The sequence below is a fragment of the Streptococcus caprae genome, assembly GCF_042649745.1.
Classification (GTDB): Bacteria; Bacillota; Bacilli; order Lactobacillales; family Streptococcaceae; genus Streptococcus; species Streptococcus caprae.
Genome location: NZ_JBHRZV010000053.1, coordinates 7,585 through 20,423, shown reverse-complemented (window position 1 = coordinate 20,423; position 12,839 = coordinate 7,585). Strand labels below are relative to the sequence as shown.

The 12,839-nt window shown below is 42.1% G+C and carries 14 protein-coding genes; all 14 read left to right on the top strand.

From position 1 onward, the window contains the following. The first annotated feature begins 13 nt into the window (after nucleotides 1-13). The 14 genes from ACFORF_RS10570 to eutM all read left to right on the top strand — a co-directional run bounded on the left by ACFORF_RS10570 (nucleotide 14) and on the right by eutM (nucleotide 12,797). On the top strand, nucleotides 14-1,360 hold the full coding sequence (locus ACFORF_RS10570) for an aldehyde dehydrogenase family protein (protein WP_380428022.1): 1,347 nt from the start codon (nucleotides 14-16) through the stop codon (nucleotides 1,358-1,360). A gap of 68 nt (nucleotides 1,361-1,428) precedes the next feature. Continuing rightward, nucleotides 1,429-3,969 (top strand): choline trimethylamine-lyase, encoded by a 2,541-nt coding sequence (gene cutC, locus ACFORF_RS10565; RefSeq protein WP_380428020.1) that lies wholly within the window; start codon nucleotides 1,429-1,431, stop codon nucleotides 3,967-3,969. A gap of 55 nt (nucleotides 3,970-4,024) precedes the next feature. Beyond that, entirely contained in the window at nucleotides 4,025-5,014 is a 990-nt protein-coding gene (gene cutD, locus ACFORF_RS10560; protein WP_380428018.1) for a choline TMA-lyase-activating enzyme, read from the top strand. A 22-nt stretch (nucleotides 5,015-5,036) separates the two neighbouring features. Beyond that, nucleotides 5,037-5,387: a BMC domain-containing protein gene (locus ACFORF_RS10555; protein WP_380428016.1), complete on the top strand. Its 351-nt coding sequence runs from the start codon at nucleotides 5,037-5,039 to the stop codon at nucleotides 5,385-5,387. Next, entirely contained in the window at nucleotides 5,384-5,830 is a 447-nt protein-coding gene (locus ACFORF_RS10550; RefSeq protein ID WP_380428014.1) for a EutP/PduV family microcompartment system protein, read from the top strand. The genes ACFORF_RS10555 and ACFORF_RS10550 overlap by 4 nt, the downstream gene beginning before the upstream one ends. After that, nucleotides 5,827-6,957, top strand: coding sequence for a 1-propanol dehydrogenase PduQ (locus tag ACFORF_RS10545; protein WP_380428012.1), 1,131 nt, complete (start codon nucleotides 5,827-5,829; stop codon nucleotides 6,955-6,957). The genes ACFORF_RS10550 and ACFORF_RS10545 overlap by 4 nt, the downstream gene beginning before the upstream one ends. A 54-nt stretch (nucleotides 6,958-7,011) precedes the next feature. Further along, entirely contained in the window at nucleotides 7,012-7,647 is a 636-nt protein-coding gene (locus ACFORF_RS10540; RefSeq protein ID WP_380428010.1) for a hypothetical protein, read from the top strand. Then, complete coding sequence (gene eutJ / locus ACFORF_RS10535) at nucleotides 7,628-8,467, top strand: ethanolamine utilization protein EutJ (protein WP_380428008.1); 840 nt, start codon at nucleotides 7,628-7,630, stop codon at nucleotides 8,465-8,467. The genes ACFORF_RS10540 and eutJ overlap by 20 nt, the downstream gene beginning before the upstream one ends. A 13-nt stretch (nucleotides 8,468-8,480) precedes the next feature. Further along, nucleotides 8,481-8,777 carry a EutN/CcmL family microcompartment protein gene (locus tag ACFORF_RS10530; RefSeq protein WP_354366146.1) on the top strand — a complete coding sequence of 99 codons (297 nt, stop codon included), beginning with the start codon at nucleotides 8,481-8,483 and terminating at the stop codon, nucleotides 8,775-8,777. A gap of 54 nt (nucleotides 8,778-8,831) precedes the next feature. Then, the gene (locus tag ACFORF_RS10525) at nucleotides 8,832-9,470 is read left to right on the top strand and encodes a cupin domain-containing protein (RefSeq protein ID WP_380428006.1); all 639 of its coding nucleotides are present in this window, start codon (nucleotides 8,832-8,834) and stop codon (nucleotides 9,468-9,470) included. Nucleotides 9,471-9,485: 15 nt separating this feature from the next. Then, complete coding sequence (locus ACFORF_RS10520; protein WP_380428004.1) at nucleotides 9,486-10,124, top strand: BMC domain-containing protein; 639 nt, start codon at nucleotides 9,486-9,488, stop codon at nucleotides 10,122-10,124. A gap of 28 nt (nucleotides 10,125-10,152) precedes the next feature. Then, on the top strand, nucleotides 10,153-11,799 hold the full coding sequence (locus ACFORF_RS10515) for an acetaldehyde dehydrogenase (acetylating) (protein WP_380428224.1): 1,647 nt from the start codon (nucleotides 10,153-10,155) through the stop codon (nucleotides 11,797-11,799). Nucleotides 11,800-11,811: 12 nt separating this feature from the next. Continuing rightward, complete coding sequence (locus ACFORF_RS10510) at nucleotides 11,812-12,510, top strand: phosphate propanoyltransferase (protein WP_380428002.1); 699 nt, start codon at nucleotides 11,812-11,814, stop codon at nucleotides 12,508-12,510. Between the two features lie 14 nt (nucleotides 12,511-12,524). After that, nucleotides 12,525-12,797 carry an ethanolamine utilization microcompartment protein EutM gene (gene eutM / locus ACFORF_RS10505; RefSeq protein WP_354366142.1) on the top strand — a complete coding sequence of 91 codons (273 nt, stop codon included), beginning with the start codon at nucleotides 12,525-12,527 and terminating at the stop codon, nucleotides 12,795-12,797. Nucleotides 12,798-12,839 lie beyond the last annotated feature (42 nt).

Here is a 12,839-nt window from a genome sequence, read left to right as displayed (position 1 = left end):
AAGTGTGCAGAATATGTTGTATATTGACAAAGATTTAGCCTCTATCCAAGAAATTAGAAACTTACTCTTGAATGCTCAAACGGCTTTTGTTCAATTACAAGAACTGACACAGGTTGATTTAGATCAATACAGTAAAGCATTAATTCAGCACTTAAAAGTCGATGGGGCAACCTATATTGAAGATTTTGTCTCTAAAAATCGATATGGTAAGAAGGAGGATGAAGTTTTCCTTTGCCAAGAGTTCTTAAAGCGTTTTGAAGAAACGCTTCAACAAGAATCCTGTACTGGCATTATTGCAGGGAACAGCGAGGAGAAGGTTATAGAAATCGGAGTACCATTAGGTGTTGTAGGTGTCTTATTACCTGCCTATCCGACCTATACTTTACTTGTCAATCTTTTGTTACTGGCTATCAAATCTGGGAACGCTATGGTTTTAGTGGCTAATCAATTAACTAGACCAGCAACCCTAGAGGCAATTAGAAAATTATTGGAACTGTTAGATGAGATGGGATACCCAGAAGGGAGCCTATCGTTAGCAGAAATAGCAACAGATTCAAGTGTTATGGAGTTGTTACTTAGTGATAAATTGTCCTTGTTAATCAACATCGGTTGTCCGGAGTACATCACTAATCACTTCAGGACCAATACCCCGCTGATTTATGGTGGAGAATCTTCTGGGCCTGTCTTTATTGAACGGACCGCTGATTTAGACAAAGCAGTCAAGGATGTCCTACACTCACGAAGCTTTAATCATGGGATTCTCCCCGGTTCGGAGCAATTCCTTGTAACAGAAAATATTATTGCAGGTCGTATTAAGCAAATTATGGAAGCTAATGGAGCTCATATTTTGACAGAAGATGAAACAAAGCAATTGATTTCATTTTTGAAAGCTTCCGAGAGAAATATGTTCAATAGTTACAATGGAAAATCAGCAAGATGGTTGGCTAAAATGTCAGGTTTTTCTGTTCCAGATAATACTCAGGTTTTGGTTTCTGTACAAGACTACATGAACAATGAAGATTTCTTTAATAAGAAATTACTTTGTCCGATTATCGTTCTTTATAGGGAACCGGATTGGACATTAGCTTGTGTGAAATGCATGAGTATTTTGTCTGAACTTAGGATGGGACACACCTTAACCATTCATTCGGCAGACTGGAAAATTATCAGGGAATTTGCTCTGGTCAAGGAAGTTGGACGGATAGTGGTTAATGCTCCAACTGCTTGTACTGCGACAGGTGTCAAATCCAGTTTTGCACCATCATTGATATTGGGCGGAATTACAACAGGTCGTGGATATCGTTCAGAAAATATTACGCCAAGGCACCTGACTTATACTCGACAAGTAGGCTTTGAGTAAGATGGATCAGTTGTCGTGTCTCATACAAATATCCAAATGATATAGTTTAAAGAGAGGAAAAAATAGTTATGGATATGAATGAATTTACAGCCAAATTAGAAGAGGCTACTAAAAAATTAAGTGAATCAGAACGTGCGTCACTCATTAAAATCTTTCAAAGTGTTTCAGATGATATCACAAAGCCAGAAGTGAAACAAGCCCCTGTCCTTGTAGCAGAAGGGACAGAGATACCAGAAGGAATTACTCCGCGTTTGCAAGCTCTGAAAGATCAATATTTAAATGCACGCCCAACTATTTCTCTGGTTCGTGCCATTAATTTAACCCGCGTCTCTAAAGAAAATGAAGGGATGCCAAAAGTCGTCCTTCGTGGAACGGCCTTTAAGGAATTTTGTAAAATTGCGCCACTTGTTATCCAAGATCATGAATTGCTGGTTGGTGCACCAAACGGTGGTCCGCGCTGGGGTGCCTTCTCACCTGACATTTCTTGGCGTTGGCTCCGTGATGAGTTAGATACAGTGTCAACTCGTCCACAGGATCCATATGATCTTTCAGAAGAAAATAAGAAAATTTTAGTAGAAGAAATTTTCCCTTACTGGGCAGGTAAGTCGGTCGATGAAGCCTGCGAATCACAGTACCGTGAAGCCGGTGCCTGGGAATTATCTGGAGAATCCTTCGTTTCAGACTGTTCTTACCATGCTCAGTCTGGCGGTGGTGATTCTAACCCGGGTTATGATGTCGTCGGTATGAAGAAGGGGATGTTGGATATCATCGCTGAAGCTAAAGCGCACTTGGAAGAACTCGATTACGCTAATCCAGATGACCTTGAAAAGATTTATTTCTACAAGGGGCAAATATTGACTGCAGAAGGGGTGATTATCTACGCTAAACGGATGTCTGAGTATGCTGCCGAATTGGCAAACCAGGAAAAAGATCCTAAACGTAAAGCTGAGTTGGAAATGATTTCTCGTGTCAATGCCAACGTACCAGCCAATAAGCCAGAAACCTTCTGGGAAGCTATGCAGTACTTGGTAACGATCCAGCACTTGCTCCTCTGTGAAGAAAACCAAACAGGACTTTCCATCGGTCGTGTCGATCAATACATGTATCCGTTCTATAAGAAAGATATTGAAGAAGGACGTATGAATGATTTCCAAGCCTTTGAAATCGCTGGCTCTATGTTCATTAAGATGTCAGAAATGATGTGGTTGACATCAGAAGGTTCTTCTAAGTTCTTTGCTGGGTACCAACCATTTGTCAACATGTGTGTGGGTGGTGTAACACGTTCTGGTAGCGACGCGACCAATGATTTGACTTATCTATTGATGGATGCAATTCGACATGTGAAAGTATATCAACCAACCTTGGCAACTCGTATCAATAATAAATCACCACGCAAATATCTACAAAAGATTGTAGATGTTATCCGTGCGGGTGTTGGTTTCCCGGCTTGTCACTTCGACGATAGTCACATCAAGATGATGTTAGCAAAAGGTGTTTCAATGGAAGATGCGCGTGACTACTGTTTGATGGGATGTGTGGAACCTCAAAAATCTGGTCGTCTCTATCAATGGACATCTACCTCTTACACCCAATGGCCGATTTTGATTGAAACAACTTTGAACCGTGGCGTCCCGCTTTGGTATGGAAAACCAGTAACACCAGATATGGGACCGCTTGATCAGTATAAGACCTTTGAGGACTTTGAAGCAGCAGTTAAGGAAACGATTCGTTATGTGACGAAGTGGACATCTGTCATGACTGTTATCTCTCAACGTGTCCAAAGAGAATTGGCTCCAGTTCCGCTCATGTCTATGATGTATGAAGGGACTATGGAAAATGGTCGTGGTGTTAAGTCTGGTGGGGCCATGTATAACTTTGGTCCAGGTGTTGTTTGGTCTGGCTTGGCCAATTATGCAGACTCTATGGCTGCTATCAAGAAATTAGTCTTTGAAGATAAGAAATATACCTTGGAAGAACTAAACAAGGCCTTGGTAGCTGACTTTGAAGGTTATGACCAAATCAAAGCAGACTGTTTGGCAGCACCTAAATATGGTAATGATGATGATTATGTAGATCATTTTGCAGCAGATATTGTTGAATTTACTGAGGAAGAACACCGTAAATATAAGACTTTGTACTCTATTCTAAGTCACGGTACCTTATCTATTTCAAATAATACACCGCTCGGTCAAATTACAGGTGCTTCTGCTTCTGGTCGTCGTGCTTGGACACCATTGTCAGATGGGATATCACCTGATCATGGAATGGATACAAAAGGTCCTACAGCTATTATCAAGTCTGTCTCCAAGATGGCTAATGAGAATATGAACATCGGTATGGTGCATAACTTTAAGATCATGGCAGGCTTGCTGGACACTCCTCAAGGTGAAGAGAGTCTGATTACCCTCCTTCGTACGGCAAGTATTCTTGGAAATGGTGAAATGCAATTTAACTATCTGGATAACTCCATTTTGATTGATGCTCAAAAACATCCAGAGAAATACCGTGACCTAATTGTTCGTGTTGCCGGCTACAGTGCCTTCTTCGTTGAGTTATGTAAAGATGTTCAAGATGAAATTATTTCACGGACCGTATTAACAAAAATTTAGTGAGAAAACAGAGGTTTAATTGCTAAAAAATCAAGAAAATAATTAGGAAGCAGTGATGGGAATGCAAAAGAAAACACAGGAGACAAGAATCAATGTCTTCAATGTCCAAAAGTACAATCTTTATGACGGTCCTGGTATCAGAACAATTGTGTTTTTTAAGGGCTGTCCAATGCGATGCAAGTGGTGTGCCAATCCAGAAGGCCTGGAGTTTGGAACAAATGTCATGTACAAAGAAACTTTGTGCAAACCGTATAACTCTTGCGCAACGACTTGTCCCTTAGGTCAAATTTGCTTCTCCTATAAGAATCCTGAAAATCCTAGTCCTTTTGACTATGCAGACAAGGAGCATCCAATTGATATCCGTAAGTACAATAAGCGACTTCCCAAAAAAGAAGATATTGAGGGGTGTCCTGAGGGCGCTCTGACTGTTGCAGGTGAGTCAAAAACTATTTCAGAGTTGTTAGAGATTATCCATGAAGACGATGCTTTCTATGAGATGTCGGGAGGCGGGGTCACTCTGTCGGGTGGTGAATGTTTAGCCCAGCCAGAAGGTGCCTTAGCTCTACTACAAGCTTGTAAGCAAGATGGGCTTAATACAGCAATCGAAACAGCTGGCCATGTTCCTAATAAAGTTTTTCAAGCTGTAGCACCCTATGTTGACCTCTTTCTCTTTGACATGAAGCACATGGATTCTAAAAAACATAATGAATGGACGGGTGTTGGAAACGAACGTATTCTAACCAATCTAAAATATGTTATTGAATCAGGCTACAATGTTAAAATACGGATGCCTATGCTCAAGGGAATTAACGATAGTCAAGAGGAAATTCAAGCTATTATTGATTTCTTACTTCCTTACAAAGATTATAGTAATTTCCAAGGGATAGATCTTCTTCCTTATCATAAGTTGGGAGTGAACAAATACCATCAATTAGGAATGGAATATCCGATCGAAGGCGATCCCTCTCTTAGTCAGTATGATTTAGACCGGATTGAATCCTATATTTTAGCCTATGATTTTCCAGTAACAGTTGTGAAACACTAGTCTTGAAAAGGAGGTGCAGATTTTGATAGAGAAAATAAGTGGGATCGAACGGATTATCCAGGAATCCGTCCCAGGTAAGCAAATTACCTTGGCTCACATGATTGCTGCACCGATTCAATCAGTTTACCAAAGTTTGGGTGTTGAGGAGTCTGGAGCAATTGGTATTCTAGCCTTAACTCCCTATGAAACGGCCATTATTGCAGCAGATATTGCTGGTAAAGCAGCCAATGTAGATATTTGTTTTGTGGATCGTTTTACGGGTTCAGTCATGTTTAGCGGGGATGTGCAAAGTGTACAAACAGCCTTGCAATCGATTTTAAACTATTTTGAAGACCAATTGGACTTTACTGTTGTGAAAGTGACTCGGTCATGAAAAAACGAATGATGGTGGTTGGACCAGATGATCGAGATAAGGAGCTGGTTGTATCCTTATTAGAAGGAAGTAGGAACATTCCTCATATCCAGTCTATTCTTTATCTAAGGAATTGCATCTCCATTCCAAGTTCTTATTTGAGAGGGGCCGGAATGATGAAGCATATTATTGCGACACAGCAAAATGCAAACGCTGTCTTTATGGTGTTATCTACGGACCGTAGCTTTCCTATTTACTCGCCTCATTTTGCAAAAGCCTTTCGAGTTCCAACTATTGGACTGATCTTGATCAAGGACAAAGAGGACCTAGAAGGACTATTGCGGTGCAAAAGCGAATTAGAGAAGGCCAGGGTCGGCAGGATTTTACTGCTAGATCCATCCAATGACCAACAGATCCAAGAACTCCAAAACATCCGTCAGTCTATTGAAGAAGGAATGATATGAAAACACAAGAATTTAGCGTAGGACCTAAGTTTATTACGGGACATCATTCCACCAGTGCTCTTTCCAAGTTGTCAGTCAAAAAAGCCTACATTATTTGTGATCCCTTTATGGCCCAAAGCAAGATGGTAGATGCTGTAACGACGGAACTTGAAAAAGCTGGTGCTGAGACAAAAGTCTTTTCAAAAGTTGTCCCCAATCCTACGATTGAAGTGATTGCTGAGAGTATCTCAGAAATCAAACTATTTAAACCAGACTTGGTTGTTGCCTTGGGAGGTGGATCAGCGATTGATTCCACCAAGGCAGTCATTAAAGTCTATACAGAATCTGAAAAAGTAGCCAAACCTAAAATGGTGGCAATTCCAACAACCAGTGGTAGTGGGAGTGAAATTACAGCCTTTGCCGTGATTTCAGATCCATCTAAAAATGAAAAATTTGTCATTATAGATGATGAGATGGTGCCAGATATGGCAGTATTGGACACTTACTTTACAATGACTGTTCCACCAGCTATTACAGCAGATGCTGGAATGGATGTCTTGACTCATGGTTTGGAAGCTTATGTGGCAAATGGTGCGACAGATTTTTCAGATGCCTGCGCAGAAAAAGCGATATCCTTGACCCATCGTTATCTGATTGAGACTTTTAAAAATGGCGAGAATCAATTCGCGCGTGAAAAAATGCATAATGCTTCAGCTCTTGCAGGTGTAGCTTTTAATAACGCTGGATTAGGCATTTGCCATAGTTTATCCCATGCGATTGGCGCCTTTTTCCACTTGTCGCATGGTCGAATCAACACTATGCTCCTTCCCCATGTGATTGCCTTTAATGCCTCTTTAGATGGAAAGGAGACAACGGCTACTGCTAGACGCTACGCTCAATTAGCCAATCTGTTAGGAATTTATGGTACAGATCCAAAACAAGCTACCAGAGCATTGATTTACGCCATTAAATGCCTAGCAAAAAATATGCAGATGCCAATGACGATTGAGGAAATCGGAATTGATCGCGAAAGATTTACTGCTATGATTCCTGAAATGGCAAAACGTGCCCTTGAGGATGCCTGTACATCTGGAAATCCACGTTCTGTCACTATCGAGGACCTAGAGGCTATTTATCGAGCCTTATAAGAAATGGAAAACGTGAAAGGAATCATCTGAAGCCGTTAAAGAAAGAAGTAGTATATGAAATTTTTAACCGAAGATGATTTGCGAACTGAGTATCGAAACCTTCCATTTGAGACATTTACAGTAAAAAAAGACCAGCGTCTGACACCTGGAGCGAGAACCTTCTTACTCGATCGTAAGGTTAAGATCCTAGATGAAAAAGCCCTTTGTCAGAAAACCACGTCAACCAGCCTACCCAAACCTCAATCAAGAACCCAAGAGAGAACTTGGAGGGAGGATACCAGATGGTTGGATATTCGCTGTGAACTCTTACAAGTTGCCTTTGATTTGGCTTCTAGTGACTTGGTACTAGCCCAAGAGTTGACGGCCCTAGAACGTTATCTCGCTAGTTTAACAAGTGGTGGAGAGTGTCTTTTACCCCCACTTATCAAGGGAAATCATTCCTCAGGACAGCTTGATCGGAAGTTTATAGTGGGGAATTTATCCAATGTTGGTTTGTTTCTCCAAACGGAGAATGGTCGTGTGCTAACGAAGCTGTATCCCCTCTATTTCCATTTAGAGAGGGTGGTCCAAGATTTTCATCTTGGAAATGAAAAAGAGTTGGTTATTTTACTTGACCGTATTGGTCAGTTGATTGCCTATTATTTACAGACAAGAGAGGAAGTGAGTCAAGATGCCACAAACAGTCCTTAAATCCTGTGATCAATACGTTGCAGATTTTGAACGTGTCGAGAAAAGACCAATTAAAGGAAAGAGTCAGGTTTACCTGACTGGGGTGGATTTGGGCACTGCCTATATTGTACTGGTTGTCCTAGATAAAAATAAAAATATCGTGGCCGGCGCTCATCGTTCTGCTTCTGTTATCAAAGATGGGATGATTGTAGATTATATCGGTGCCATTCAAATCGTGAGAGAGTTAAAAGAGTCTCTCGAGCGGCAGTTAGACGCAGAGTTGCTCTACGCAGCAGCAGCCATTCCACCTGGTACAGATGCCTTAGATGGTGGCGCTATTAAGAACGTCGTCCAAGGAGCTGGATTTGAATTGACGGCCCTGCTTGACGAACCAACAGCAGCCAATACTATTGTTGGTCTAAAGAATGGTGCCATTGTGGATATTGGTGGTGGAACGACAGGGATTTCAATTTTAAAAGACGGGAAGGTCATTAAGTCGGTGGACGAAGCGACTGGTGGAACACATTTTTCCTTAGTAATAGCGGGAGCCTACAAACTTTCTTTTGAGGAAGCAGATGCTTATAAAAGAGATCCAAAACACCACAAGGAATTACTGGCAGTCCTAAAGCCGGTGGTTGAAAAGGTAGCCTCAATTATCAAAAAAAGTATTGAAGGTATGGCTGTGGACGTGATTTACCTGGTTGGTGGCACAAGCTGTCTGACAGGAATTGAAACCATTATTGAAAAAGAAACCAAGATTAAAACCATCAAACCACAAAATCCTATGTTTGTGACACCGATAGGGATTGCTATGAATTGCAGTCAGGATATTATCTATTAGAAAAGAGGTTCTTATGCTAGTTGCGGAATTAGTCGATACCATCTGGGCAACCAGAAAATCTGACAATTTGAACGGTGTCAAATTTTTACTGGCCGATGTTAAGGGAGGCAACAGGGCAGGAGAATTGATGGTTGTTGTTGACACACTGGGAGCAGGTATCGGTGATCGGGTAATCATTGTGACAGGTTCTGCTGCTCGGAGGATGTTAAATGATGATGATATGCCTGTTGATGCTGCGGTCATTGGGATTATCGATGAAAATTATGACGACGTCAAAAAGCAAAATGGAAAAATAGAACGATTCTCGTAGAACAACAAGAATACAATGGATTCTTACAAATCCATTGTTTAGAAAGGAGAAAATATGGCAAAATTGATTACGGCAAAAGATGTATTGGAATGCCATGAAGCTGGTAAAATGCTCTGTTGTATCGAACCAGGTACCATTGTGACACCAGCTGCGCGTGATGAAGCTAAAAAATACGGCATTTGCTTAAAAGAAGGGGCAGAAAGGGGTTCTACCTCTCAGACCTCGGGGAAGGGATTGGATCATCTGACTTCAGATGAGTTACTCACACTCTTGAAGAAGGTTTTGTATACCAATGATTCGGAACCCGTCAAAGAAACACCAGCTTATCGTTGCGTTTCTCATGCAAATGGCCTGAAAGTTGTAAAGGGTGGAACGGTTCGGATGGATGATTTTGATACAGGAACGCCTGGTGCTAAAGTCGGTTTCCAAGAATTGGTCAGCAAGGATGAATCAAAAATGAGTGCTGGATTTTTGACCATTGATCAATCAAACTTTGCTTGGAAATTACCGTACGAAGAGATTGACTATGTCATTTCAGGTACCGTTTCTGTTGAGATTGATGGCCAGACCTATGTCGGCCGAGCAGGAGATGTCATCTTTGTGCCGGCTGGATCAGATGTTGTCTGGGGCTCACCAGACAATGCAAAAATTTTCTACACTACCTACCCTTCAAACTGGTCTGACTTGATGTAACGAGAGGACTTATATATGAAGGCTTTAGGAATGATTGAGACCTATGGTTTTATCGGTTCGGTCGAGGCGGCAGATGTCATGCTAAAGTGTGCAGATGTTTCTCTTTTAGGAACTGAGAAGGTCAAAGGTGGCTTGTACTACGTCAGCGTCACGGGTGATGTCGGAGCTGTTAAGACAGCCGTAGATGCGGGAGCTGAGGCTGTTCGTCGTTTGGGAGAGTCCTATTTACAGGGAGCACATGTTATTCCACGACCAGATGAACAGTTGCTTAGTTTGCATCGTTTCGTCACTTTAACTGCAAAAACGGAAGAAGCTGCTTTACTTCAAACTGAAACAACAGACAGTTCTAGTGACCTTGAAACTGAAGGAGCTATAGAACAAGAAGAAGTTATCGGTTCAGCATCCGAGAATCCAGAAGAACCTGCGTCAGAGGAAATTCTTAAACCAGACGTTGAAGAAGTAGAAGTCCAAAAGCCAGTTCTGGCATTTGAAGACTACAAGCGAAAACTGGACAAAACAAAAGCAGCCGATTTAAGAGCCCTGCTCAGGGAAAATGACCGCATAGAAATCGAAGAAGCTGTCTTGCAAGGGATGATTCGTCGAGAGATGATTGCTCTTTTATTGGAAGATTTCAAGGGACAGGGCACAGAATAAAAAATAGGAAAAAGTTGGAGGTCGGATGATGAAGACGATTGATGTAGATCTCTGCTCCATCCAAGAAGCACGAGATCTCGTAAGAAATGGGAAACAGGCAGCCAATATCATTGCCACTTTCTCAGATGAACAAATTGATGCCATTTTGAAAAATATTGTCAAAGCAGTCGGCGACAACGCCTATTACCTTGCTGACATGGCGGTAGAAGAGACTGGATTTGGTAAATTAGCAGACAAGGCCTATAAAAATTACGCTGCCTCGCATTTGCTTTACGATGAAATCAAGGACTTGCAGACATCAGGTATTCTTGAGTTTGATGAAGGAAACAAGGTGTTTAGTGTCGCAGAACCAATGGGGTTGTTGCTAGGGATCACGCCTTCGACAAACCCAACATCAACAGTGATTTTTAAAGCCATGATTGCTATAAAATCACGCAATGCCATTGTTTTTGCTCCTCATCCGTCAGCCAAACGTTGTAGCAATGCGGCAGCAGAGTTGGTGAGAAAGGCAGCTGTTGAAGCAGGAGCTCCTGAGCATATTGTTGGTTCTGTTTCTAGCCCGACCTTGGCTGCAACCAATGAACTGATGAATGCCAAAGATGTTTCCATGATTATCGCAACCGGTGGCCCAGGAATGGTGAAGGCAGCTTATAGCTGTGGCAAGCCAGCCATCGGTGTTGGTGCAGGAAATTCACCAGCCTATATCGAACGGACGGCTAATGTCGAAAAAGCTATTCGGACGATTGTAGCTTCAAAAACTTTTGATAACGGAACTATCTGCGCTTCAGAGCAATCGATCATTTGCGAAGAAGTTAACAAGGATGCAGTGATTCGGGGATTAACGAAACAAGGTTGCTACATGATGAGCAAGGAAGAAACCGACAAGGTTTGTGACCTGCTCTTTCGAGGCAACTCTCATGGTTGCAACCCAGCCATGAATCCTAAATTTGTAGGCCGACCAGCGCTTGAAATTGCCGAAGCAGCAGGAATCTGTGTGCCCAAAGATACAAAAATTTTGGTTGGACCTCAAGCAGGCGTAGGCCAAGGAAATCCTTTGTCGTTTGAAAAATTAACCACTGTACTTGGTTTTTATGTGGTGAAAAACTGGGAAGAGGCTTGTGCCTTAAGCATCCGCCTCTTGCAAAATGGGATTGGTCATACCATGAGCATGCATACAGAAGATCCTGATATGATCTTACGCTTCTCTGCCAAACCAGCTTCTCGTATCTTGATTAATACAGGCGGAAGCCAGGGGGGAACAGGGATTTCAACAGGTTTACCAGTTTCTTTCACACTTGGTTGTGGAACAGGAGGAGGCAGCTCTATGTCTGAAAACCTTTCTCCCAAGCATCTCGTAAATGTTAAGACAGTTGCATACGGTGTTAAAGATGTCACTAAGTTAATGGAAGACGAGGTGTTTCAGTCCTTGCCCAAATTAGCAATGCTGACACCTGTCAAGACAGATGCGACATCATCAGCAAGTCAACACCATCAGCAACCTCAAAAAGAAACAGTTGCTTCAAATCAATTTTTGAAACAGACGCCTCAGTCTATTCAGGCGAGATTTGAATGGGAACAAGTCGAAGAAAATCATAAAGAGGTGAAAGAATCACCGGCAGGAGTTGATAACGAAGCAATTGTGCGTGACATTTTATCGACACTTCGACAGAAATAGAAAGGAGACGACATGGAAGAATTGGAAGAATTGTTTTACCAAGTGATTGACCATTTGGGCGGACATTCTAAAGATGTTCAGCCAAGAGTTGCCTCTCCTCAGAAAGCTGAGTCGAAGTTAGAACATTCCTCTAACATAGAAGGATTTTCTATCCCACTAGGTGTTTCTAATCGTCATATTCATCTGTCGCAAAACGACGCTGACCAATTATTTGGACAAGGGTATGAGTTTCAACGATTGAAAGAGCTGTCTCAACCGGGACAGTATGCCATGCAGGAATGTCTTCTGGTTGCTGGTCCTAGAGGTGTTCTTGAAAAAGTCCGTATTTTAGGGCCTGTTCGCAGTGATAGTCAAGTGGAACTCCTTGCTTCGGATTGCTATAAAATAGGCGTCCAAGCACCTCTCCGTCTATCTGGGGATGTCTCTGGAACACCTGGTTGTACTTTAATCGGTCCCAAAGGTTCGGTTCAATTAAGTAGAGGGTGCATTGTGGCCAAACGTCATATCCATATGTCTCCGGTTGATGCCAAAGCATATGGTGTGGTTGATGGTCAAGAAGTTTCCTTGGAATGTCCAGGTACTCGGAGAGGGATTCTTCAAGATGTAACGATTCGGGTTCATGAGAGTTTCCGCTTGGAATGTCATTTAGATACAGAAGAGGCGAATGCTTTAGGTGTATCAGCGAAACATAAACTAAAATTAATAAAGTAAGGTAGGTAATGATCATGCAATCAGAAGCATTAGGAATGATTGAAACAAAAGGATTGATTGGCTCCATTGAGGCAGCAGATGCCATGGTCAAGGCAGCCAATGTGACCTTGATTGGAAAAGAGCGAGTCGGCGGTGGCCTTGTCACTGTGATGGTTCGCGGAGATGTCGGAGCTGTTAAGGCTGCTACTGATGCTGGTGCCGCTGCAGCGCAACGCGTTGGCGAGTTAGTATCTGTCCACGTTATTCCACGTCCGCACACAGAAGTTGAAACAATTTTGGCAAAATAAGAGAATAGGAAGGTAACTATTATGCAATCAGAAGCATTAGGG